A 24567-nucleotide genomic window follows, 5' to 3' on the forward strand; every position below is an offset into this window, starting at 1 on the left:
CGGCCGCATACGCCGGCTACTGGACTCGCATGAGCCGGCAGCCCGCACCGCCAGGCGTACCGAACCTACGCAACTACCAGCGCCGGGCAGCAGCTGCCGCCATCGCTTGGACGAGATACCACACTGGATGGTAGGCCTGAGCACCTGTCACGCCAACCGGCCAGCCGATCAGGTCCAACCCGGCACAGGCGACCGGCGTCTCTCTGGCTGCTGAAGGCGGAGGTCGGCGACGTCACCGGCGAGTTCCAGCATCGTGGGCCGATCGGTGTAGGCGTTGTACGGGCTGATGCCAGCATGCTCGGCGAAGTACGGCTCGCGCAGGCCTGGCCGCGGGAATGCCAGCCTCTGGCAGGCGGCGTGGTATGCGGTGGCGTGCCCCGCTGGAGGATCCGGGTTCAGCGCGACAAGGCCGAGCGACCACCAGTCGTGTCACCGATCCCGCTACGCTGAGCAGCGACATCCCTTCTCGTGCAGGTGCTCCGTATCCGTGCCCGACCGCCAGACTTTCGACGCATCAGCCCTCCTCGATCTGCTCGAACGGTCGTGGGCCGCGCAGTTGCGCCGCGTGTCCCTGGTCGTCGAGGCCGACGCGCCCGAGGAGATGATCGAGGCGGCGGCCGACGCCCTGGGGAAGGCCTACCGGCGGCTCGGCCATCAGGAGCTCGCCTCCCGCTGGCCCGCGTGCGTCGCGGTGAGCATCGCCGGTGTGGCGGCCCGCCATGGCGGGGGTGGCGCGTTCTGGCCGCACTGGTGGGCGGCCTCCCACCACCGGGGCAGCGCGAGCAACTGGGGTGCGGCGTTCCTGGGCGCCTTGCGGGCCTTTGGTCTGCGAGCCGATCCAGACGTCAAGCGTTCGATCAGGATGCATGCCGGTCTCGGGACCGTGGCCGACGCTCCCCTCCTCCGCCTCGACCCCTTCGGCCAGGGGATCCAGCGCGACGACGCCCCGATGGCGCACCCCGGCACGGAGTTCGTGGACGCCCTGCTCGTCTTTGCCGAGGACGGGCGGCACCTGCCCGGGGAGCTACCGTCCAGCGTCGTCTGGGTCGCCTACCATCGCGGCCGCGAGCTGATCGCCGACGCCCCGCTCCGGGTGATCGCCGAGAGCTTTCTGCCGCTCGGCTGGGATGGCTGGCGGCTGGCGCAGATCTCCCTGGAGAACGTCACGTGGCTCGCCCTGGAAGACGGGCCCCGCCGCCTGGTCCGGAGGCGGGCCCGGCCACACCTGCTGATCGACGAGCGCATACCGGGAGTGGCCGCGCCGGACGGCTCCGCCGTACTGGCCGCACCGCCCGCCCTGTGGCTGCCGGAGGGCGCATGGCTGGTCACGGTGGAGCGGGCCGGTGGCGGACCGGCGACACCGGCCGACCCTGCCGACCTCTGGGCACGGCTTCCCCGTCCGCTCCTCGGCACGTTCACCGTCACCGTCAGGGATGCGAGCGGCAGGGGCATTCAGGAGGCCGTCACCGTCGCCGAGGGGCTCTCCGTGTGTTACGACCCGCCGGTCCGCCTCTTCGACGACGAAGGTCTGGTCCCTGCGGACGCTCTATTAGGCACGGACCCTGGTCTGACGGTGACGCCACAGGCACTCACCTTCACCCTGGAAGAGACCGTGCGCCAGGTCACCTGCGTCGCAGCGGGTCAGTCCCTGACCTTCGCCGTCACCCCGCCGCACATGCGGGTGCTGACCGGCCGGGAGTGGCGTACCGCCCCGCTCCGCCTGACCGTAACCTCGTTGGCGGAGCTTCAGTCGCTCCGGTTCGAGATTCCAGGTGCCCGGGAGCGGCTTCCCGTCGAGGTCTTCGCCGGCGGTGCGGTCGTACAGGAGCTGACCCCGCACGCACGCGGGGATTACTCCCTGCGGCGAGTGCTGGACACCGTGGCCGCGCACGGGCACGCCACCCTGGTGGTCCGGCCGTACGGGCGTCCCATCCCGCTGGCGACGATCTCTCCCGCACCGCAAACCACCCCGGACCCGTGGCTCTGCAACGATTGACCCTATGGATCCCCTCGCCACCAGCGCGCTCATCGCCGGCACTTACCGGCGTTACCTCCGATCGCTGCTGCCGGTGCGGGATCCGGCGATCGCCGCGGCGCTGGCGGCGGAGGTCGCGGCCAGCCCGCTGCTGACCAAGGGCCCCCTGCTGGAGGCCACCCCGCCCTATCGGACCGGTGCGACCCTCCGTGTGCTGATCGGCGACGGCGTCCTCGATCCTGCGTTCGCGGCGCTGGGTAGCCCTGCGCTCCCCCTGGACCGGCCGCTCTACCTGCATCAGGAGCAGGCGCTGCGCAAAGCGGCCACCGGAAGGAACCTGGTGGTGGCCACCGGCACGGGCTCGGGCAAGACGGAGAGCTTCCTGCTGCCGATCCTGTCCGCGCTCATTTCCGAGGGACGTCTGTCCCCCGGTGTGCGGGCGCTGCTGCTCTACCCGATGAACGCCTTGGCCAACGACCAGCTCAAACGGCTTCGCGAGCTGCTGTCAGCCGTACCGCAGATCACCTTCGGCCGCTACACAGGTGACACGCCGGAGAAGGCACAGCAGGGAGCAGCCCTGTTCGACGAGCTCAATCCGGGTCAGCCCAGGCTGCCGAACGAGCTGCTGAGCCGGGAGGAGATGCGGGCCGGTCCCCCGCATCTGCTGCTCACCAACTACGCGATGCTCGAATATCTGCTGCTTCGCCCGGCCGACCTGGAACTCTTCGAACACGCCGACCGCTGGCGGTTCGTGGTCCTGGACGAAGCCCACGTGTATGACGGTGCCAGGGCCGAGGAGCTCGGCATGCTGCTGCGCCGCCTGCACGACCGAGTGGCGCAGGGCCGGACGTTGCAGGCCATCGCCACCAGCGCCACCGTCGGCGACGAGCCGGGCGCGGTCATGGACTTCGCCGCCAAGCTGTTCGACGCACCGTTCGAGTGGGTCCCGGGCGACCCCGCCCGCCAGGACCTGGTGACCGCCGCCCGGGTGGACATGCCGTCCGGACCGTTCTGGGGGCCGTTGACCGCGGCGGATTACCGGAAGCTGGCGGTGGGTGAGGACCCGGCCGCCGAACTGGTCCGCCGGTCCGGCCTGCCCGATGCCGGTACGGCTCTCGCCCGCGAGCACGCCATGGCCACGCTGCGCGGCACCCTGTCCGGTGGCCCACGGCCCTTCGCCGACCTGGCCCAGCTGCTCTTCGGCGGTCAGGAAGAACCGGCTGAGGCCCTCGCCGCGCTGGTGGCGGTCGGCCGGAAGGTCCGGGACCTCTCGGGAAGCGCGGTGCTGTCGGCCCGCTACCACCTGTTCGCCCGCGCCACCGAGGGTGCGTTCACCTGCCTCATCGGACCACATGTCTCCCTGAGCCGCCACGAGACGTGCACCCGGTGTTCGGGGGCGGTCTTCGAGTTCGGTGCCTGCAAGAGATGCGGAGCGGTCCACCTGATCGGCGCGGTGGAGCTGTCCGGCGGGGGACAGGTGTTCAGCCCACGGGTGAGCCGGGACGACTTCCGGGTCTGGCTGCTGCTCGGTGACACCCCCGAGATGACCGACGAAGACGACGAGACCCTCGAAGCCGTGCCGGAGACCGAGGCTCAGGACGCGTTCCTGTGCGGCAGGTGTGGGGCGCTTCATGCGGTACGGCAAAGCGAGTGCGGCCGGGACGGTTGCCAGGAGACCCAGCTGCGTCCGGTGCGGCGGCTGAAGACGCGCGCCAGCTCGCCCAGCGGCTGCCTGGCCTGCGGGGCGCGCGGCTCAGGCATGATCCGCCAGTTCGAGAGCGGCAACGAGGCGGCGGCGGCCGTCCTGGCCACCGCCCTCTACCAGGCGCTGCCGCCGATGCCTGAGCAGGAGGACCGGCCCGGCGGCGGACGCAAGCTGCTGACCTTCAGCGACAGCCGACAGGCGGCCGCCTATTTCGCCCCTTACCTGGAGTCCAGCTACGCCCAGATCCAGCAGCGGCGGCTGATCCTCGACGGACTCCGGCGCGCGGTCGCCAGGGACGACACCGCCACCGTGGACGACCTGGTGGACGAGGTGGTCGCGGCGGCGGGACAGGCCGGGGTGTTCGAACGCCGGGCCTCCCGCCAGCAGCGCCGCCGTGAGGTGGCCCTGTGGGTCATGCGGGAGCTGGTGGCGATGGACGAACGCCAGTCCCTGGAAGGCCTCGGCCTCCTCCGGGTAGAGCTGGACCGCGAGCCCGGCTGGCGGCTGCCCGCGCCGCTGCTGGAGCTGGGCCTCACCCCAGACGAGTGCTGGCTGCTCCTGGGCGAACTGGCCCGCTCGCTCCGGCAGCAGGGCGCGCTCACCATGCCGGAGGAAGTCGATCCGCGCGATGAGCTGTTCGACCCCCGGCGCGGGCCGATCTACGTGCGCGGCGACGGCGCCGGGTCAAAGCTGAAGGTGCTGAGCTGGCTGCCGACGCGCGGCGTCAACCGGCGACTCGACTACCTGCGCCGGGTGCTGGCCGCCCTCGGATCCGGCGCGGACGCCCGGCAGATCCTCGACGGCTGCTGGAAACTCCTCACCTCGCTGCGAGACGGCTGGCTGAGTTCGGCCGCCCTGCCCAGGCTGGGGCAGGTGCACCAGCTGGATCACACCTGGCTGAAGCTGTCCCCAGCAGATGAGATCTACCAGTGCGGGCTGTGCCGGCGGATCAGCGCCACCTCGGTGCGTGCGGTCTGCCCGACGCTCGGCTGCCAGGGCGTGCTGACCCCGGCCAAGCCGGACGCCGATGACCACCACCGGGTGCTGTATCAGGCGATGACGCCGGTGCCGCTGCTGGCCAAGGAGCACACCGCCCAGTGGACGGGGCTGGAGGCGGCCAACATCCAGCAGCGGTTCCTGCGCGGCGAGGTGAACGTACTGTCCTGCTCGACCACGTTTGAGCTGGGCGTGGACGTGGGCGAACTCCAGGCGGTGATGCTCCGCAACATGCCGCCGACCACGGCCAACTACATCCAGCGGGCCGGGCGGGCCGGACGGCGCGCAGACTCGGCGGCCCTCGTGCTGACCTACGCCCAGCGGCGCTCGCACGATCTGTCCCGTTACCAGGAACCGGAGAAGATGATCGCCGGTCAGGTGCGGGCGCCGTACGTGCCGCTCGGCAACGACCGGATCGACCGGCGGCATGCCCATTCTGTGGCATTGGCCGCCTTCTTCCGGTACGCCAAAGAGACCTCGGGGACGGTCTGGAAGACCGCAGGCGACTTCTTCTTGTCCGGGGCGAGCTCCCAGGTGAAGGCGTTCCTCACCCCCGTCCCCCCCGGTGTGCTGGCCTCGCTGCGCCAGGTGTTACCCGCCTCCGTGCGGGCGGAACTCGGAGTGGAGACGGGCGCCTGGGTGACCGACCTGTGTGAGCTGCTCGAACAGGTGCGTCTCGAACTCTCCCAGGACATCGAGGCGTTCGAGGAGCGCCGCCGTGAGGCGTTCGCCAAGCGCCGCAGCGACCTGGCCGCCCGCTACGAGCGGACCGTCAACACCGTCACCCGGAGGTCCCTGATCGGCTACCTGGCGAACCGGAACGTGCTGCCCAAGTACGGCTTCCCGGTGGACAGCGTGGAGTTGCGCACCGCGCACTGCGACAGCCAGGTGGGAGCCCGGCTGGAGCTCAGCCGCGACCTCTCTTCGGCGATCTATGAGTACGCACCCGGTTCCGAGGTGGTGGCCGGCGGTGTGCTCTGGCGGTCGGCGGGCGTCTACCGGCTCCCCGGCCGGGAGCTGATCAGCAGGAGCTACACGGTCTGCCGAACGTGCCAGCATTACCGTGAGGGCGACGAGACGCTGGAAGCGGCCTGTCCCGCGTGCGGGAGCGCAAGCGAGGGAGCCCTGCGCCAGTACTACGTGCCGGAGTTCGGCTTCGTCGCCGACCACCGCACGGCCAAACCGGCCACGGCACCGCCGAAGGGCTCCTGGAACGGCGCCACCCACATCGTCTCCCTGGGCGAGGAGCTGGCCGAACGCCGCTGGGCGTCCCCCGGCGGGGCTTCGGTCTGGTGCCGTTCCGGCTCCCGAGGCCGGCTGGTCGTCCTGTCCGAGGGACCTACCGGCAGTGGTTTCCTGATCTGCGACTGGTGCGGCTGGGGCGCACCGAACCAGGGCAAGACCGCCAAGTCGCACGTCAACCCACTTCGGCAGAACGACTGCACCGGGCCGCTGCGCTGGCGCTCCCTGGCGCACAGCTTCGAGACCGACATCCTGGAGTTGCGGTTCGACACACCCGGTCTCATCGAGACAGCTCACTGGCGTTCGGCCCTGTACGCGCTACTCGAAGGGGCCGCGGACGGGCTGGAGATCAGCAGGAACGACATCGACGGCGCGATCAACCCCGGCTCCGACGGCCGGACCGGACTCGTGGTCTTCGACACAGTCCCCGGCGGGGCGGGCAGCGCGCTGCGCATCGCCGAGTCACTCGACGTGGTCGCCGGCGCCGCGCTCAAGCGAGTCGCCTCCTGCGACTGCGGCGCCGAGACCTCGTGCTACGGCTGCCTGCGCACCCGCCGCAACGAACGCCACCACGACCAACTCAGCCGCGGCGCGGCCCTCCAGGTCCTGCGCGCCCTCACCACCAGTGGCACGCTCATGCTCACCTGAGGCAACGATGGTTCCGATGGCGTACGGCTGGAGGACATAACTCAAAGGTGGCGGGAGTTGTCGGTTGGTGCGGCATGCTTGATGGGTCCTGACAGACTTTTGAGCCGGACGGGAACAGTGAACCTCCCCAAGCCCCTCATCGACGAGACTCCAGCGGATGACAGCCCTGTCGAGACGAGCTCTTTCGGAATCGACGCGTTCACGCTGGACGACCGGATGCGGCTGTTCCACTTCGCGGCGGCCGAGAAGCGTAACGAGTATCTGTGGCTGCTGCGGGCGTTCGACCGGGGCCGGGCCAACTACCAGGTGCTGCTGCACGCCTCCAGTGCCCGTGACCTGCTGGACCAGCTCCGCGATGAGCACCCGGACTGCCCGGAGATCGGCGAGGTGCAGCCACTGCTGGACTCGCTGAACGAGTGGCGGCTGCTGGATCGTAGCTACGACGGGACCCGCGCGGCCAACCTGGCCGAATACCGCAACCGGCACTACGTCTACCAGTTCACCCAGGCCGGTTACCGCGCGTACCGGGCGGTCGAGGACGTCCTCGGGTCGACTTTGGAGGACGCTCAGCTCTCAAGGCTGATATTTCCCGACATCCTGGCTGACCTCCAGGCGCTGGCCGAGGCCAACCGGACGGGCGACGGCGATGAGGTCTACCGGAAGCTCAGTCGCCTGGACCAGGTGCTGAGCGACATGGCACAGAGGGCCGCCCGTTTCTATCTGATGCTGGGCGACCTGGCTCGCACCAACGACACCCGGCCCGAGGTGTTCCTCACCCACAAGGACGCGCTCCTCACTCACATGCGGGAGTTCACCGCGGAGCTCGCCCGGTTCACACCCCGGCTGGCGGGAGCCGTACAGGCCGTGGCGGACACCGGAGTGGACGCCCTGATCGCGCACGCCGCGGCGGCCGACGACCGGCTCTTCCGCGCGCCCGGGGATCGGGAGGAGGACTGGCGGCAGCGCTGGTCCGGCCTGACCCATTGGTTCGGTGTCGGCGCGGGCCGGGACTCCCAGAGTGAGGCGGAGCGGCTGCAGACCGCGACCGTCACCGCGATCGCGAACGTGCTGGCTCTGCTCAGAAGGGTGACCGAGGCACGGCGCGGGGGTGTGAGCCGCGAGAGCCAGCTCCGGCACCTGGCCCAGTGGTTCGTCTCCTGCCCCGACGAGAACGCGGCCCACGGGCTCTTCCAGGCGGTCTTCGACCTGGGCGGCCCTCGGCACATCTCGGTCACCCACGAGGACCCGGAGCTGATCCCTCCGAGGCTGTCGTGGTGGGATGCCGATCCGGTGCGGCTGGCCCGGGGCCTGGTGGAGGCGGGCCGGGAGCCCCGGATGACCGGGGCCACCGCCAGGATCGAGCGCAACGACGCCCAGCGGCAGCGGCTCCGAGCCGAGCAGCTCAAGCTGACCCGGGAGCGGCGCGACGCGGCGGCCTCCCTCGCCGCCGAGGGCCTCTACGGCCGCGTGCTGGACGAGCCGGAGACCCAGGCCCTGCTGGGCCTGCTCGACCTGGCGCTCAACGCCCGGGTGCCGACGAGCAGGAAGGTCACCGCGAGCGGTTCGGCCCATGGCGTACGGCTGACGCTGCGCCCCTTCGAAGGCTCCACCACCGTCAAGACCGTGCACGGCAGGCTTCACCTCTCCGGCGTCACACTGGAGGTGTCCTCATGAGCAAGGTCGCCGAGAACGTGAGTTCGCTGGAGCTGGCCGACTACCAGCGGGCGGTGCGGTGGCTGCTGAGCAATCCGCTGATCACCGACGCCTACCCGAACCGGGCCGCGCTGCCGCTGATCCGCCGGTGGGCCGATCAGCTCCGGGCCGACCTGCACGAGGTGCTCGGCTACCGCCTGGTGACCACGGCGAACACCGCGCGGCTGCTCCGCACGCAGGACGAGCTCGACGTGACCCGTCCGGCACGGACCAAGACGGACCGGCCGTTCGACCGGCGCCGGTATGCCTATCTGGTGCTCACCCTGGCGGCTCTCGGCCGGTCCGGCACCCAGATCGCGCTCAGCGAGCTGGCCGAGGCGGTCGGCGCGGACGCCGCCCGGATCGACGGGCTCGGCCTGGACACCGAGCGCAAGCCGGATCGAGACGCGTTCGTCGACGCGGTGGCCTGGCTGGCCGAGCGCGGCGCGCTGGCCCTCGCCGACGGTTCGGCCGCCGACTGGGTGAACAACCCCGACCGGGCCGAGGCGCTCTACGACATCGACCGCGAGGTCGTCTTCGCGATCTACCGGCCGAGCCGGGTGCTTCAGCACATGCGCTCGGTCACCGGGCTGCTCGACTCCGATCACGGTTTCGCCCAAGGCCAGCACCGGGTACGCGAGGCCGCGTCCCGGCGAGCGCGGAGGCTGGTGCTGGAACGCCCCGTCGTCTACTACGCGGACGCGAGTGAATCGCTGCGCGGCCAGCTCCGCCACCCCGGTCTCATCGAGGACCTGGAGCGGCTGACCGGGCAGACCGTGGAGCGCCGCGCCGAGGGCGTGGCACTCATCGACGCCTCCGGGCGCCTGTCCGACCTGCGCTTCCCGAGCGGAGGCACCCCCTCCCAGGCGGCGCTGCTGCTGTCGGCGCGCATCGCCGCGTACGTGACGAAATCGAAGCCACCAGCGCTGCCCGCGCCGACGGCGGCCGAGCGTGACGCGGCCCTGGCGGCCAAGATCGACACCGGCCTGCCCGTCAAGGGCGTCATGGACGAGCTGAGCGAGGCCGACCCCGCTGAGCGGGAGACGGCGGCCGAGACGGCTGTCTATCCGTTCGTCACCGACTCCTGGCTACGGACCGCGATGAAGCAGCTCATGGACACCTACGGCACGGCCTTCGCCGTAGCCTGGCGGGGCGATCCGGACCGGCTGCTCCGCGAGGCGCTGCACCTGCTCGCCTCGCTCCGCCTGGTCGTCAGGGTCGAGGGAGGTGTGCTGGCGCTCCCGCTGCTCGCCCGCTACCGGGGCACCACTGCCGAGGTGAAGCCCCGGGCACGCAGGACCCAGGCACAGACCGACACCCTCTTCGACGTCAAGGAAGCGCAGTGACGCGTTACGTCCCCACCCGGGCCGGGATCATCAACCTGTGGGACTACCGGGACGAGGAGTTCACCTTCGCGAACGGCTGGCTGATCCTTCGCGGGCCGAACGGCTCGGGCAAGACGAAGGCCCTGGAGGTGCTGTTCCCCTTCGTGCTGGACGGCCGCATCGACCCCAAGCGGCTCAACCCGTTCGCCTCCGAGGACCGGACGATGAAGTCCAACCTGCTCTTCCGCGGGCAGGACAGCGCACTCGGCTACGTCTGGCTGGAGCTGCGGCACCGCGACACCGGCGAAGCCGTGACGGTGGGGATCGGCCTGCACGCCCAGCGGCACCGCGACACGCCGGTCCGCTGGCACTTCGTCGCCGAGGGCCGGGTGGGTGCTGATTTCTCGCTGCTCACCGCCGACGACCGGCCGATGACCAAGAAGCAGCTCACCGAGGAGCTGGGCGAGCACGCGCTCACCGCCACTCCTTCGGACTATCGGCACGCGATCGACCAGCGGCTGTTCGGGCTCGGCCGGGAGCGGTACGAGCAGCTGATCACTCTGATCCTGACGCTGCGCCGCCCGCAACTCGCCAAGAACCTGGACCCGGGCAAGCTGTCGGACACCCTCACCGACGGTCTTCGCCCGATCGACGACGACCTGATCGCCGAGGCGTCCCGCTCCTTCGACGACATGGAGACGGTGCAGCGGACCCTGGAGGGGCTGGTCGCCGCCGACGAGGCGACGCAGTCGTTCCTGTCCAGCTACACCACTTACCTGCGGACGCATTCGCGCTGGGCGGCCGACGCGCTGACCCGCCGCCGCGAGGACGTCGCCGCTCATCGCACCGGGTTGAGTACGGCCGCCGCCACGTTGGCCACCGCGAAACAGACCCAGGCGGAGGCCGAGGAGACGCTGTCGGTGAGCGAGGACGCCCTGGCCGGGCTGCGGGCCCGGCTGGAGCAGCTCAAGAGCAGCGCCGCCTACCAGGCCCTCGAACAGCTCGCCGACCTGGAGCGCCTGGTGCGGACGTGTGCGGAGACCGCCGCGGCAGCCAGGACCGAGCTGGATCGGCGCGCCGGCACCACCCAGAAGGCCCGCGTCGAGCTCGCAACCGCGCAGCGGCTGCTGGCCGAGCTTGAGGGTGCGGTTTCCCGCACGGCCACCGGCCTGGCCGACGAGGCCGCCGCCGCGGGGATCACCTGGAGCCCCGCCGACGCCGACCCGGCAGGCTTCACCGACCGGGTCGGGGGCCGGGTGGCCTCCCGGACCGGCGACTTGCGCGCGGTCCGCGCCGCGATCGCCACCCAGCAGAAGGCTGAGCAGACCCGCGACCTGGCCAGGATCGCCCTCGACCGGGCCCTCGCCACCGCCGCCCGGGCCGAGCTGGCCGAGGCGGAGGCCGCCAAGGGCGTGGATGCCGCCCGCGAGGACGCCAGAACCCAGCTCGCCGCCTGGGGGGAACGGCACCGTGACGTGCCGGGCGACATGCAGGCGCTCGCCGAGGCGCTGGAGGAGACCGGCGAACCGGACGCGCCGAGTCTTGACGCGGTTTTCGGGGCCGCGACCGCGCAAGCCGTACAGGACCTGCGAGATGCCCAGGCCCGGCTCAAGTCCGAGCGGGCCGCCACCGAACGGGAGCGCGCCCAGGTCAAGGGCGAGCGGGCGGAGATCGCCGCCGAGCACGACGACGCGCCACCCGCGTTCGCTGCCCGTACGGCGGAACGCGACGGGAAAGCCGGAGCCGCGTTCTGGCGCCTGGTCCGATTCGCCGACCACGTGACCGAGGAGCACGCCGCCGCCGTCGAAGCGGCGCTGGAGGCGGCCAACCTGCTGGACGCCTGGGTCACTCCCGCTCCGGAGCGCGTCGCCGCCGGGGATTCCGAGGGCTACCTGGTGCCGGGTGCCCCGGTGACGCCGAGCCTGGCGGACCTGCTGGTCCCCGAGGAGGAGACCCCGGTTCCGGCCGAGCGGATCACCGCGATCCTGCGTTCCGTCGCGCTCGGCGGGGACGCTGACGACGACCGGCCGATGATCTCCCCCGACGGCCGGTTCGCCCAGGGCATCCAGGTCGGTGCGCACCACAAGGCGCACGCGGAGTACATCGGGGCGACGGCCCGGGCCCGCCGCCGGGCCGTACGGCTCGCCGAATGCGACGCCCGGATCACCGCGCTGACCGAGACCATCGCCGAGCTGGACCGGCGCGGCGCCCGGGCCGAGTCCGCGCTGGAAGCGATCAGCACCGCCCGGGCCGCACTGCCCAAGACGGGTCCGATCGTGTCGGCCCTCCGCGAGCACGAGGGGGCCGCCGGACGCCTGCGTGCCACCCGTGAGACCGCCGACAGCGCGCAGAGCGGTTATGACGAGGCCGTCGCCGCCTGTGGCGCGGCCGAGCGGGCGCTGCGCCGGGCAGGGGCCGAACACAGCCTCGATCCCGCCGCCGTGGACCAGGTGGCCCAGGCCGTACAGCGCTTCGAGACCATGGCCGGCACTCTGACCGGACGCCGGCGCGAGGAGGCGCGGCAGCGCGACGCGGTCGAGGGCAGCACGGAGCGGCTGGAGTCTGCGGCCGACGACGAGGCGGCCGCGGCGCGGACCGAGCAGGGTGCGCGGCGCAAGCACACCGAGGAAGCCGCCAAGCTGGACGCCCTCCAGCAGACCATGGGCGCCGAAGCCGGCCAGGTGCTGGCCGAGGTCCAGCTGGCCGAGACCGGCATCATCGCCGCCTCCCGGGCGGCGGAGTCCGCGCGGACCGCCGAGCGGACGGCGCTCACCGAGGTCGCCACCGCGCAGGCCAAGCTGACCGCCGCGCAGGAGTCGCTGCACGTCGCGGCGGGCGAGGAACGGGAGACCGCCAAGGCCCTGGCCCCTTTCGCCCAGCGGGAACTGCTCGACGTCCTGAAGTGCCCGCCCGGTCTGGCCTGGCCCGCTCAGGAGGCCGACTGGTCGGGCTCCATGTCCGGCGAGTGGGAGCTGCCGCCGGAGGTCACCGCGGTCCACGAGGCGATCCTCACCGTGACGCGCGACCTGACTCCTACCGAGATCTCGCTCAAGCAGTCCACCACCCGGCTGACCAAGGCGCTGGACGACCTCCAGGCGCAGCTCACCTCCGCCGGTCAGGACTACCGGCCCGAGTGGGACGGCGCGGACGGGGTGATCGTGGTCCGCGTGGCCGACGAGGACGGGCCGCTACCTGTGGGCGCGTTCGCCGCGAAGATGACCTCCAGCCGCAAGGACCAGCAGCAGCTGCTCAGTGAGTCCGAGCAGCGGATCCTGGAGGACGCGCTGCTCACCCGGCTGGCCCAGCAGATCCACGACCGCACGGTGGACGCGCGCGACCTGATCCGGCGGATGAACACCGAGATGCGCTCGCGCCGGATGTCGTCGGGGACCACGGTCGGGGTGAGCTGGCAGCTCGCCGACAACCTGGAGGACGAGCAACGGGCCGTCTGCGGTCTGCTCGACGCCGACGCGGCCCGGCTCGGCCCAGACGAGCTGAGCCGGATGCGCGGCCACTTCGCCACCCAGATCAAGAACGCCCGGGCCCGCGAACGGGAGCTGCCCTACCGGGAGCTGCTCACGAAGGTGCTCGACTACCGCCGGTGGCGGCAGTTCACCTTCCAGCTCGTCCGGCCCGGCGGCGCCGAGGAACGCCTCACCCGCGCCAAGCACAGCCGGCTGTCCGGCGGCGAGCAGTCGGTGTCGCTGCACCTGCCGCTGTTCGCCGCCGCGCACGCCATGCTCAACTCGGCGCGGCCCGACGCACCACGGCTGCTCGCCCTGGACGAGGCGTTCGCCGGGGTGGACGACACCGGGCGCAGCGAGCTGATGGGCCTGGCCGCCCAGTTCGACCTGGACCTGTTCATGACCGGGTACGACCTGTGGGCCACGCATGCCGCGGTGCCCGCCGCGGCCCACTACGACCTGGCCCATTCCCCCGTGGAACACACCGTCAGCGCGCTGCTGCTGGTCTGGGACGGCGCCGAACTACTCGCCGACGACGCGGGAGAGCTGACCGTCGCGCTGGGCTCCCCCGGCACCCGGCGGGTCGAGGCGAGCTTCGTTGGATGAGCTGCGGGGCGTGGGATGGCAGCGTCTGCTGGCCGCGGCCCGGCGCAGGCTGGAGCAGACCGGGGGCATGATCGACGGTTCCGTCGGGCTCGCCAACCCGTCCGAGGCCGAACGTCGGGTGATCATCGGTATCACCGGGACCTACCGGCCTGAGACCGTCAAACGGCTCACCGTGTCGCTGGCCGACCTGGATGACGCCCTCACGAAAATGCACGGCATGGGCCTGCTCCAGGCACTGGCTTCGGTAGGCGGGCCGGTCAGGGACCGGCTCGCGGAACGAGCCGCGGAGGTTTCCGGCAGGCAGGCGTTGCTGGCCGCGGCTCAGTCCGCGGCGTGTGCTTCGGAACCCTGGTTCGCCGAGTGGCTGTCGGCGATGACCGCGGACGGCACCCTCACCCGCCTGGTCCGGCGCGGTGACACCCACCTGATCGGGCAGGCGACAGCCGTACTCGACCAGTTGCCCGCGACCTTCGTCCCGCTTCCCGTCCTGGCCGAGTCGGCCACCGGCGACACCAAGGCGCTCGTCGCCGGCAGCCCGCTGGCGACGCTCGTGCTGCGCGCCCTGGCGCTCCGGTCCGGTGCTCCTGCTCCGCCTTCGGACAGGACGGGGCAGCGGGCGCTGTGGGAGTCCGTAGGTGTGATCGTCGACGACCTGGCCAGCCAGGTGCTGGTGCTCAACGTCAGGACCCGTGGCGACGAGGTGGTCTCCAGGTGGCTCAACGACGCCGCCGCGTTCGGGATCCCGTTCCGGCTCACGCTCCACCAGCAGGGGGAACACCCGGTCGTGCCGGTCGCCGAGGAGATCTTCGTCTGCGAGAACCCGGCGGTGCTCCGCGCGGCGGCGGCGGAACTCGGAGCCCGGTCAGCCGCCCTGGTCTGCACCGAGGGGATCCCGTCGGCCGCCTGCCACAAACTGCTCGCCGCGGCAACGGCAGCCGGGTCACGACTGCGCTGGCGAGCCGACTTCGACTGGACGGGGCTGCGCATCGTAGAGGCGGCAGCCGCACGGCATGGCGCGTCGCCCTGGCGGATGGGGGCGACTGACTACGCGGCCGGTCTGGCGGAGGGCGAGTCCACTCCGCTGACCGGCAGCCGGTCCGGCAGCCCCTGGGATACAGCCCTCGCCGAGGCGATGGCCGCCGAGGGCCGGGCCGTCATGGAAGAACGCCTCATCCCACTACTCCGCACCGACCTCTCGGCTGACGCCTGACAGCGAAGCCCGGGTGGGGGTGCCGCGCCATCACCGTCGACGAGGTGGACGAAGCGTATGGGCCGGCACGGCGGCGATGGGTCAGGGCTGGCCGACGAAGTTGACGCTGACCGTCGCCGGGCGGGCGGTGGGGCTTGTGGGCGTGGGCAGGAATTCCAGGACGCCGCTGCCGTAACAGGGCAGGTTCAGCGAGGTGGGGATCTCGGTGGCCGTTCCGTAGTAGCGCAGGACGATGGGCGGCGTGGCGGTGGAGGCGTTCCTGAAGGCGACGCCGATCGCGTTGGCCGCGCTGCCGGTGTATCCGACGCCGCTGGTCGAGCCTGAGGGGGCGGGCCGGACTCCGACCGTCTGTCCGGCCATGGGATGTCCGGTCTGGCCGGGGACGACCGGACCGAAGCAGGCCATCTTGATGGTCGATCTGACCGTCTGCCCGTTCACCAGGCCGGAGAAGTACTGGCCGGGGCCGATCGGTGCGGGGTCGACCACGTCGGCGAGGGCAGGCGCCGACGCGGCGGTCAGCACGATGGCGGCTGCCAAGGGGACGAGCCTGGCGAAGAGCTTCCGGGACATCAATGCCTCCGTGTCGAGAGACGGCAGGGCGGACGCGACAGGGCGTCGCACAACCGACGATAAATTTCCCGACACATCCGGTCAACGATCTCTTTGGACGTCGGCCCCTTGGCCGGAACGGCCGCTCGCCGCTTCGCGGGCGGAACATCAACCGGTAGATGGATCGTCGAGTCCGGCGCGGTTGAAACGATCGATGAGGGAGGGCTTGCGCAGGTGCTCCTGGCGTAGGGATGCGAGGCTCCGTGCGAACCCGTCGAGACGGTCGGCGCGCTGAGCCACCGCCCGCAGATCCGTGAGCAGTTCGACGGCCGCGTCGTACTCGTCTGGCCTCTTGGTGGCGATCATCGCGCCCACCCTCGACCAGGCCGCGTCTTCGTCGCGGGCGAGCGCGTCCAGCCTTTTCTCACGGGCCAGGGCCCGCTCCCGCTCGCGGCGAGCCTCTTCCTGGGCACGCTTGGCCGCCGTGCGGCGTTCGCCTTCTTGACGGTGTTCCGCCGCGGCGTCCAGCAGCTCGGCCACGGTACGCCTGGGAACTTCACCAGCGTCGATCTTGGGTTCACCGCGGAACCGGCGCATCAGTTCCATCCGTACCTGGGCCGCCTGGTCCTGGACGACGACCCGCATCAGCAACTCGTCCTTCTCGTCCTGGGGAAGCTTCGTGAGCCATACGGCCAGTTCACGCGGATCTTCCTTGACGATGGCCTGGAGCGGACTGCCCTCGGCCGCCACCGCGAGCAGCTCGGGGTCGAGACGCAGGAAGTCGGCCAGAGCCCGCTGCGGCGCGCTCAGCGTGCCGAGCCCCGGCGGCACCGTCGGTTCGAGCGCGTCCTCTTCCTCGTCGTCGAAGGCGTCCTCGTCGCGTTCCCACACGCCGTAGGCCGACAGCCAGGCCAGGTAGAGCGGCCGCAGGTCCCCAGCGGCGAGTTCGGCGCGTACGCCGACGATGGCCGACAGTGCGTCCTCCTCGTCCTCTACCCACTCGCCCTCCTCGTCCTCCTCGTCCTCGCTGGTCAGGTCGAGGATGAGGTGCTCGCCGGAGGTCCAGGCCGTCACCTGGTCTCCTACGCAGTACCGCTCGGCGATGTCCAGGTCGAGGAGCGTCCGGGGCAGGCGGAGCATCACCCGATGGGTGCCCCAGTTGGCCAGGTACAGGTGGGCGTCGTAGTACCGCTCCATCATCTGGTTCGGGTCGCCGCGAAAATCGCCCCAGTGGTACTCGTTGGTGAAGCTGGTGGCGGTGATCCGGGCACGGGTGGACAGCGCCCGGACCTCCGCCTGCTGACGGGCGTCCAGCGGACGGTCGACCGCGAGGAACTCGTAGTACTGGTACTCACTCATCGGTCACGGCCCCCAGTGCCGGTAGGCGTCAATCCATTCAGAACCTTCGGGTGGTGGCGTGGGCAGCGGAAGGTCGAGGATGCCGATCGCCTGCCGGTGCGGCCCGCGGGCGCAGATCGCGACGATCCCGCTTCCCGAGAGCAAGTCGATCTTCTTGACCGTCACCTCGACGTCGAGGACCGTCGTCTCGAACGGTACGGCCAAGTGCTCCTCCAGCATGATGTGAAAGCCGGATACCTGCTCGTCCTCGTCATAGGCGTCGACGGTGGCCTGCTCGACCAGCGCCTCCAGTTCCGCCTTGCTCAGTCCAGCCATGGCGAGCAAGCGTAACCAAGATGGGGCGTGCCGAAATCACTTTCGCGGACACGTCTGGTGGTCACTTGGTTGCGTGGGGCGAATCCCGCAGGATAGTGGCTGTGGACAGATGGGCCGAATGGAACGACCGGGTCGAACTTCGAATCCGCCTGGACATGGCTCTGGCCGAGATCGCCGAGCTCCGCCAGAAGAACGACCGCCTCCGCACACTGCTGGCGTGCCGGCGTGCCGATGATCGAACCAGCCTGCCGCCCCTGCCCGCGCGCCAGCCCGGGTCGCCGTACGCGGACGCCTCATCGTCGCCGGCGGAGAAGCCGGCGATCGCGACTCCGGAGCGATCAAGGGAGGCTTGTCTGGCCCGCCATCACCGGGTTCTCGTCTTGCCGATCGGCAGGCGCTGGCGTAGGTACTGGTCGTGAAGGCTTTCGGCGGGGCGCCAGGTGGCGGCGATGACTTCTTCGGTTTGCAGTTCGGCGATGTCGGCCGTCGTGTGGAAGAGGAAACGGAAGTCGAAGTGCTGATGTTCCGGTTCGCCCTTGGCGTCGTTGGCGGGGATGGGGTGGACGTCGATGTGCAGCGGCCTGTCTCCCATCGGGGTCACGGCTCCGGCCGGGATGCCGGTCTCTTCGGAGAGTTCCCGCAGGGCTGCGCCGAGCAGGGTCTCATCGGTGTCTTCGAGGTGGCCGCCGGGGAGCAGCCAGGCGCCGAGGGCCCGGTGGTGGACGTGGAGGACGAGCCCCAGGTCGTTGACGAGAACGGCTCCGGCGGTGACGTGCCCTCGGAACTCCTTGCGGGTGGCGATGTCGTCCCCGGTGTCCAGAAGGTCGAGTACGGGCGTGAGCGCCGCGGTCTCGTCCGGGTGAGCGGCGAGGTAGCCGGTCAGGGTCTCGCGGATGTGCCGCGCCGTGATGGTCATGGATCACCTGTCGAAATAGTTGAGCCAGGTCGCCGCGATCGCGGCTCTGTCGGTGGCGCTGACTTCGTGCATCCCGGGGGCGAGGTCGCCCCGGCTGAGCATGTGCATCCCGGCGACTATCTCAGCCTGTACGAGATAGATGAACGGTCCCACGCTGGCGCCGTGCAGGAAGTTGACGGCGTTGCCCTCGTTGAGCAGGTAGAAGTAGTGCCCGGTTGTCTGGTAGCGGGTGATGTGCTCGCCGGCGTCGGCCCGGCTGTACACGTTGGGGAGACCATCGAGGTCGAGCTCGTCCTCGCTGCTGGTGACGGTGGCGACGTAGGCGCCGTTGCGCAGGTGGGGGAAGTCCTCGCCCCGCAGTGACAGCGCACCCGTGGCGCACAGCACGAGCCCGGCTCCCGCCAGCGCCGTCTCGCGGTCGCGGGCCACGGTGAATCCCTGACTGAGCGCCTGGGCGCGCCGCACGGGGTCGATGTCGAACACCGTGACGTGCACACCCTTCGCATGCAGGAGCCGGGCTATGGAGCTGCCCAGCTTGCCGAAGCCGACGACCAGGGCCGGTCGGCCGGACGGGATGTCCCCCCGGCCGCGCAGGAGTGCCTCGGTGGAGAACACGACGGACTGCCCGACAAGGAAGTCTTCGGGATCCTTGAGCGGGGATCGGGCGACGGAGACGACCGGACAGGCCAGATCGGCGAGCCCGGCGTAGCGGCGATGCCCGTTCTCGGTGTCCTCCACCACGCCGAGGACGGACCCGGAGAACCGCTCGCACAGCGCGGCCAGGGACGGCGCGAAGTAGCCGTCCGGATCCTCCTCAGGTGCCGTCATCAAGAGTCGGCTGAGGGGCGCATCCCGTCGATACCGAAGGACAGCAGGCGCTCGCCCTGTGCGGGCGATGTCTGTTCCCCAGCCCATGCGACCGCGTTGAAGCGGGTCGACGTCTACTCGTGGGTATCGGAATGCTCCATAGCCGCGGGGAGCGTTGAGCGGCCGCGCCGATGACGAAGCAGGCTCTTGACCGCGCCCAGGGTCATGAGAGTCCAGACGATGAGCGAAACCACGTGTTCCGTGCGCTGCCAGGCCGACCCCGCGTCGAGCCAACTGGTCAGGTATCCGGGACTGCCTGTCGCTATGTCACTGATATGGTCGGGAATGATCAATAGCGCGACGACGATTACCAGCCAACTGAGAACAATCGGCATCGGCGCGCTGGGCAACATACTGGGCGCGGCTTTACTCTCGTACCTGTCACCCATGATGGCCACCTTATAGTCCGGTATAAGCCTCGCGTACGCAACCCCGCATATTGTCCTTGCTCGATCGTCTCGGCGCAATCCTTGTCATCCGCCATGGGATCAAGGTGAGGCGGGGCCGAGGCTCAACATTCGGCAGACAGCGGGTCACGAAGACCCGCACCATGAGTTAGAGCCTGTGGGGATACCTTTTAGCCCCACCCCTGACCCAGATGACGGGTGAGCCGCTTGACGCCCACCCGGGCCGTTACCTACGCAAAGCGGCCTGTAGCGCACACATGAGTGGCGCGATGTCCAGCATTATTCGAAAAGGCGCACGACCTCGGAAAAGCTACGGGTCAGCGACTCGACTACGGCCTTGCCCTTGTCCGCCGTGCCCAGAGACGGGAGCCCGACGACTCCGCTTGTGGTGTATGCCTGCATTCCGGACGTCAGTAAATGGCGCCTGTCGCCTGCCGTCCAGTCAGCTGACTCGTATCCATCGCGTACCAGGTCTGGACAGGTATACAGCAGAATGGAGGTCTCAAGCTCTCCCGCATGCATATCCTCGTGCATAGATGAGGAGAGCTGGGCGGCGGCTCTGGCCTCGTTCCAGTCTTCCTTGGTTGGGAACAACGCCATGCTTTGACCTTTGGCGTTAGCTTCCTGCACGACATTGCTGAGGACGTAATTACCGCCATGCCCGTTCACGATTACGAGAGTCGCGATTCCACTACGGGTCACTGAGTCATAGACATCGCTGACAATCGAGTAGAGCGTCTGTGCCGAGATGCTGACAGTGCCGGGCCAATTACTATGCTCGTGCGAACATGAAATGGTCACGGGAGGAAGAAGAAGGACGCGATAGGCGCTGGCCAGCTCTCGTGCGATCACGGACGCGACAACCGTGTCCGTGATGAGAGGAAGATAGCTGCCGTGTTGTTCGAAGCTGCCTATCGGGAGGATTGCCAGTGACGCGCTGCGGTCTTGTTCGTCCGTCGTGGTCGCTGTGGTCAGCAGGTGGTTCACCAGGTTCCTTCCGGCTTGGACGGTGAAGATTGAGACGCAGTGGTGACGATGTCCAGCCTTGCGAGCAAGTCCTCTACATCGTGCTGTTTAGACCATCTGGCCAAAGAGCGGCGAAGGGCCTTGAGCTGCGCGAGTACCCTGCCCGAACCAAGTACATGGGTCAGCGCGATGGCGTCATCGGTGACCAGGCAAGCCTGCTCAGGTTGGTCGGCCACGGCATAGGCGGTCGCCAGACGCGCCAGGCACAGAGCCCGGTCACGGACCTGTCCTGAGTCCGTCCATTGGGACCGGCTCTCCTCGAACATCGGCAGGGCTTGGGAGGCGCGTCCGAGTAGCACCCAGGATGCGCCCGCTTCCATTTCGATATATGAGGGCGTGCAGTACCGTGCACGGTCATTCTCCACCTGGCTGATGGCTGCGGAAGCCTCGGCGAGTGCAGCCTCGGAATCCTCGGTGAAACCACCTAGCTCGCCGAGATGGGCGTATGCGTTCGCACGAGCCCGTAGAACGACAGCCCTCAGTCGTGGAGTCAGAGTGCTGGGCTTGGACAAAGCTGCATTCGCCAAACCAAGTCCGTGGGCATAGTCGCCCGCCTCTGCGGCAATGTTGCTCTTCCGCATGAGGATATATGAGATGACATGTTGATCCCCTGCCTCCATCGCATAGTCCAGGGCCTTGTTGGTCCATGTCATGGCTTCTACGAAGTTGCCGGAGTCCTGGTGTAGCCAACCGAAGAATTCGAGGAACTCGCTGCCGATATCGAGTGCCTCGACGCGATCGGTTCCCTTGGCTACTTGGCATACGCGTTCGATGATGGGTACTTGCCCATGGACGCCTCTGATGAGCAATTGCGGCCCCATCATCGCCTCAGCTTCGATCTGCGCGGTCAGGATACGGCGGAGACCGGCCACAATCGGTGGAGTCGCAGCGCTGGTGAGCCCGCTCAAGCTGAGTTGCTGCGCCGACGTGCCGGTGCTGGTGGCCGGTCCCTGAGGGAAAGGATCTTCTGGGCAAGCGCTGGCAGTGTCGCTGGAACGGGGCGCATCGGAGTAGTCGGGTGCAAGTCCCAGCGCGAGACGTGCGGCGTCCGGCATGTCCAGGCCGCCTGCGATCCGCTCGAAGACGTCCAGCCTGGTGACGTGGACCGCCCCTTTCATGATTTCGCTGACTTTGCCCTGGCTGAGACCTGTCGCGTTTCCGATAGCTGTCTGACTCATCCCGGCGTACTGGCGTACGAGCCGGAGGACATGCCCCACGTCACGGATACGCAGGGCCGCGAGCATCGCAGGTAGCTGCCAGACGGAGGCGGGGACCTTGACGGGGCCTGCCGAGCCTACGGGCATGCGGTGATTTCCTCTCAGGCCGAATCGGTACCCGCAAGGACATATCCGACGATATGTGCTGGCGCTCTATCCCGTCACGGGATACCGGGATGCCGTCTATGGATACTGCCGCGGGATGGGTTGTGCTTGTTCGCTTAACCATCCTTGACGCCATGCCTGTTGTCTCGGAGCGAATTCAAGAAAGTACCCGCCCTGGCCGGGATGCGGGATCGCTGTTCATCCTGGTCAATCGTGTGAATGCCGAATTGCGCCTGGCCGGCCGTCGATGGTCACTCGCGGGAGCGAACGGTTCACTTTGCGAAGAGGAGCTGACCTCGTGTCGATCACATCTGACCCCGTGTCTCAGTCCACAGCAGCACATTACGGTGCTCTGCTCGGTGGGCTCAGTGACGGCCTCAAGATGCATGGCGTCTACGGCCGTGAGGTCAGGGTGATACGGCTCCGCCTGCGGTTCAATGAGTACGAGGCGCCCAGCTACATGCCTCCCGAACTGGAGGTCCGCGGAGCGGACTGCCGGCTGCGGGCGACGGTCACGATCATTCGGGGGCAGAGTGAGCTGGCCTACTGCATTCGTCCGATGGGCGATGACCTCCGTTTCCTGTTCCCGGTCGATGAGGGAGCCGAAGCGCTGGCCTTCTTGGTAGGCCGTGCTCGGGATTGGCAGACGGCACTGTGAGCGCTCCTACGCTCGGGCAACTCCAGCGGCGCCATCGCCGCACCTGGCAGATCCTCCGACTTCCACGGCGGCTGGATCACCTACCGACAGCATTCCTGGTCCGCCGATGCCGAGGGGCTGCGGGAGCGCCTTCTGCTCGGCCGTACCCGATAGACGCACGGCGGGCCCGAGCCGGACGAGCCGGGCGTCATCCACCAGAAGGGAAGGAGCGCTCATGTCCACGGGCGACATCGCCGCGCTGGTCCTGGTCGGTGCCTTTGTGGTCGCGTGCCTGGTGCTGGCTTGGCAGGAGCACCGGCGTCGCCCTTGACCCCCTTTCACCCCGAGAAGAACGGAGAACCCTTTATGACGACCCCGCTGATTCAGCAAGTCGCCTGCGTTGACACCATCGACCTCGACCTGCTGGATCGCGTCCGCCACGAGACGTTGACCATCCCCGACGGCTGGGTCACCGAGTACGGCGAATATCAGTCCGGCGGCTGGGGCACGCTGTCGCTTCTGAACCAGACCGGTACCGCCACGGACGTGACCATCACCGACTGCGAGCCGGTCGCAACCGACCTGCTGGCCGCCATGCCGGCCACCCGTCAGCTCCTGTCCGACCTCGGCCTCCGCTACATGTGGGCCCGCATCGCCCGTTTGGAGCCCGGGTCGTTCCTGTGGGAGCACCGCGACTACGGCGAGCTGAAGTCCGTCGAGCGACACCGGCTTCACATCCCCCTGGTCACCAGTAGCGCGGCCTACATGGTCTTGGGCGGTTCGGCCGTACACCTGTCCGCGGGTCGACTGTGGCGGCTCACCCCAACTCACGCGCACGGCGCGTGCAACCGGTACGGCCCACCCCGGCTGCACCTGATCCTGGACTGCTACTCGAGCCCAGAACTGGCCGAGCTGGCCAACGGCCAGCACCTTCCCGACGACGCAGTACGGCCGCTGCTGCCACTGACCGACGCGCTGGCCCACCAGCAGGTCGAGCAGGCACTGACGCTGTCGTGGCTCGGCTACCACGACGCCGCGGAGCGGCACCTGTTGCAGCTCTACTTCACCCACGAGCTGCGCGAGGGACAGGTCTACGACCTGCTCCACGACCTGCACGACACACTCGGCGACACCGGCACCGCCCAAAACTGGCGTCACCGGAAATCCATCTTGCTCGGCACCGCCTCATAGGGAGGACTGTCCCATGTCCGCGATTCTCGACGCCGCCATTGATGATCTCGTGGTGGTCAACCGGCCCGCCCAGATCGCGATCCTTGAGCGCGTCTCCGGCCTGCTGGCCAGCAGCCCCGCTGTCACGAACCTGCTCGTCCGCGGGTCCTTCGCTCGCGGTGACTCCGACCGCTTGTCGGACGTGGACCTCGTCATCGGCGTCCACGCGCCGACCTTCTCCGAGTTCGTGGGCGCCCATCATGCTCTGGCCGCCACCCAGCTGGGCGCGATCCTGCCCGGCTGGAGCGACACCATCGTGCCCAGCATGGGCGGGCTCGGCTATGTCCACCTGATCGAGCACGACGGCAAGCTCTGCCAGCTGGACCTGTACCTCGCCCCGGCCGACCGCATCGACCACATCGCCGCGGTCACTCGGGGCCGCGCCATCTACACCGCGCCGTACGGCGGTGACCGACTACATGACCGCGCCGCCGCAGCGTTCGTCGCCGACCGTCTTGCCGCAGCGCCCACCTGTGAGCAGCTCTTCGTGGAGACGCTCGTACTCACCTGGATGATCCACAAGCGCATCTTGCGAGGCCAGCAGTTGATGGCCTACGCCGAGACCCATATGCTCCACACCGCTGTCCGCAGCCTGATCCGCACCGCGCTCACCCCCGAGCGGGCCCAGTACGGCTGGTACCACCTCGACACCGAGATCGGCCGCACCCCGATCGGCCGCTGGTGCCTGGCACAGTTGGACGCGCTCATCACCAGCCCGCCCGTGCCGACCATGCGTTCCCTGGCCGAATCCCTGGAACGCATCCTGGCCTTGGCACACCGGGCCGTACCGGAGACGATGGCGGCGCTGGGCCCGGCCATCGACGCCTACCGCTACCACCTCGAACTCGACTGAGTCGGCCCGAGCGATACGGTTGTCAGGTGCCCCTTCACGTCGAACGGCGAGCTATCAGCGCCGAGCAGGAGTAGACGAGACACTCTCGGCCCCTGCTCGGCGTGGTTGCCGCAGCCATCCCAACATCTTGAGGGGCCTTCCACCGTGCCATCCGATCTGTTCGACCATCCGCCGCTCGGCTTCACAGCGGCCCGCCCGTCCTGGGGCGATCTCCCCAGCGAGC

At 69.3% G+C, this 24567-nt stretch carries 17 protein-coding genes; 9 read left to right on the forward strand and 8 right to left on the reverse strand.

All coding sequences use genetic code 11. The annotated features are described in order from the left end of the window. Positions 1-487 precede the first annotated feature (487 nt). The 6 genes from AB0O34_RS28980 to AB0O34_RS29005 all read left to right on the forward strand — a co-directional run bounded on the left by AB0O34_RS28980 (position 488) and on the right by AB0O34_RS29005 (position 14863). Positions 488-1996 (forward strand): hypothetical protein, encoded by a 1509-nt coding sequence (locus AB0O34_RS28980; protein WP_363920715.1) that lies wholly within the window; start codon positions 488-490, stop codon positions 1994-1996. 4 nt (positions 1997-2000) lie between these two features. Further along, positions 2001-6566: a DEAD/DEAH box helicase gene (locus tag AB0O34_RS28985; RefSeq protein ID WP_363920716.1), complete on the forward strand. Its 4566-nt coding sequence runs from the start codon at positions 2001-2003 to the stop codon at positions 6564-6566. A 117-nt stretch (positions 6567-6683) separates the two neighbouring features. Next, positions 6684-8240 carry a TIGR02677 family protein gene (locus AB0O34_RS28990; RefSeq protein WP_363920718.1) on the forward strand — a complete coding sequence of 519 codons (1557 nt, stop codon included), beginning with the start codon at positions 6684-6686 and terminating at the stop codon, positions 8238-8240. Next, complete coding sequence (locus AB0O34_RS28995; RefSeq protein ID WP_363920720.1) at positions 8237-9604, forward strand: TIGR02678 family protein; 1368 nt, start codon at positions 8237-8239, stop codon at positions 9602-9604. The genes AB0O34_RS28990 and AB0O34_RS28995 overlap by 4 nt, the downstream gene beginning before the upstream one ends. Further along, positions 9601-13653, forward strand: a complete 4053-nt coding sequence (locus tag AB0O34_RS29000; protein ID WP_363920722.1) for a TIGR02680 family protein — start codon at positions 9601-9603, stop codon at positions 13651-13653. The genes AB0O34_RS28995 and AB0O34_RS29000 overlap by 4 nt, the downstream gene beginning before the upstream one ends. Next, on the forward strand, positions 13646-14863 hold the full coding sequence (locus AB0O34_RS29005; RefSeq protein ID WP_363920724.1) for a TIGR02679 family protein: 1218 nt from the start codon (positions 13646-13648) through the stop codon (positions 14861-14863). Before AB0O34_RS29000 ends, AB0O34_RS29005 begins: the two co-directional genes overlap by 8 nt. Positions 14864-14944: 81 nt before the next feature. Here AB0O34_RS29005 and AB0O34_RS29010 read toward each other — a convergent pair whose 3' ends face one another. From AB0O34_RS29010 to AB0O34_RS29045, 8 genes are all read right to left on the reverse strand, one after another. Next, on the reverse strand, positions 14945-15433 hold the full coding sequence (locus AB0O34_RS29010; protein WP_363920726.1) for a hypothetical protein: 489 nt from the start codon (positions 15431-15433) through the stop codon (positions 14945-14947). Positions 15434-15580: 147 nt separating this feature from the next. Next, on the reverse strand, positions 15581-16771 hold the full coding sequence (locus tag AB0O34_RS29015) for a hypothetical protein (RefSeq protein WP_363920728.1): 1191 nt from the start codon (positions 16769-16771) through the stop codon (positions 15581-15583). Between the two features lie 3 nt (positions 16772-16774). Continuing rightward, the gene (locus tag AB0O34_RS29020; RefSeq protein WP_363920746.1) at positions 16775-17086 is read right to left on the reverse strand and encodes a calcium-binding protein; all 312 of its coding nucleotides are present in this window, start codon (positions 17084-17086) and stop codon (positions 16775-16777) included. 364 nt (positions 17087-17450) lie between these two features. Further along, positions 17451-18002 carry an NUDIX hydrolase gene (locus tag AB0O34_RS29025; protein WP_363920730.1) on the reverse strand — a complete coding sequence of 184 codons (552 nt, stop codon included), beginning with the start codon at positions 18000-18002 and terminating at the stop codon, positions 17451-17453. A 3-nt stretch (positions 18003-18005) separates the two neighbouring features. Continuing rightward, positions 18006-18830: an adenosylhomocysteinase gene (locus AB0O34_RS29030; RefSeq protein WP_363920732.1), complete on the reverse strand. Its 825-nt coding sequence runs from the start codon at positions 18828-18830 to the stop codon at positions 18006-18008. A gap of 113 nt (positions 18831-18943) precedes the next feature. Next, on the reverse strand, positions 18944-19258 hold the full coding sequence (locus tag AB0O34_RS29035) for a hypothetical protein (protein WP_363920734.1): 315 nt from the start codon (positions 19256-19258) through the stop codon (positions 18944-18946). A gap of 297 nt (positions 19259-19555) precedes the next feature. Then, a complete protein-coding gene (locus tag AB0O34_RS29040; RefSeq protein ID WP_363920736.1) occupies positions 19556-20263 on the reverse strand; it encodes a creatininase family protein in 708 nt (235 codons plus the stop codon). After that, positions 20260-21606, reverse strand: coding sequence for a helix-turn-helix transcriptional regulator (locus AB0O34_RS29045; RefSeq protein ID WP_363920738.1), 1347 nt, complete (start codon positions 21604-21606; stop codon positions 20260-20262). The genes AB0O34_RS29040 and AB0O34_RS29045 overlap by 4 nt, the downstream gene beginning before the upstream one ends. Before the next feature lie 316 nt (positions 21607-21922). Between AB0O34_RS29045 and AB0O34_RS29050 the strand changes: the two genes are divergently transcribed. The 3 genes from AB0O34_RS29050 (at position 21923) to AB0O34_RS29060 (ending at position 24344) form a co-directional block, all read left to right on the forward strand. Then, positions 21923-22282: a hypothetical protein gene (locus AB0O34_RS29050; RefSeq protein ID WP_363920740.1), complete on the forward strand. Its 360-nt coding sequence runs from the start codon at positions 21923-21925 to the stop codon at positions 22280-22282. A 345-nt stretch (positions 22283-22627) separates the two neighbouring features. After that, a complete protein-coding gene (locus tag AB0O34_RS29055) occupies positions 22628-23452 on the forward strand; it encodes an aspartyl/asparaginyl beta-hydroxylase domain-containing protein (protein ID WP_363920742.1) in 825 nt (274 codons plus the stop codon). A 13-nt stretch (positions 23453-23465) separates the two neighbouring features. Beyond that, a complete protein-coding gene (locus AB0O34_RS29060) occupies positions 23466-24344 on the forward strand; it encodes a hypothetical protein (protein WP_363920744.1) in 879 nt (292 codons plus the stop codon). Positions 24345-24567: the final 223 nt, after the last annotated feature.

The organism is Sphaerisporangium sp. NPDC088356 (assembly GCF_040685555.1).
In the GTDB taxonomy this organism is placed as follows: domain Bacteria; phylum Actinomycetota; class Actinomycetes; order Streptosporangiales; family Streptosporangiaceae; genus Sphaerisporangium.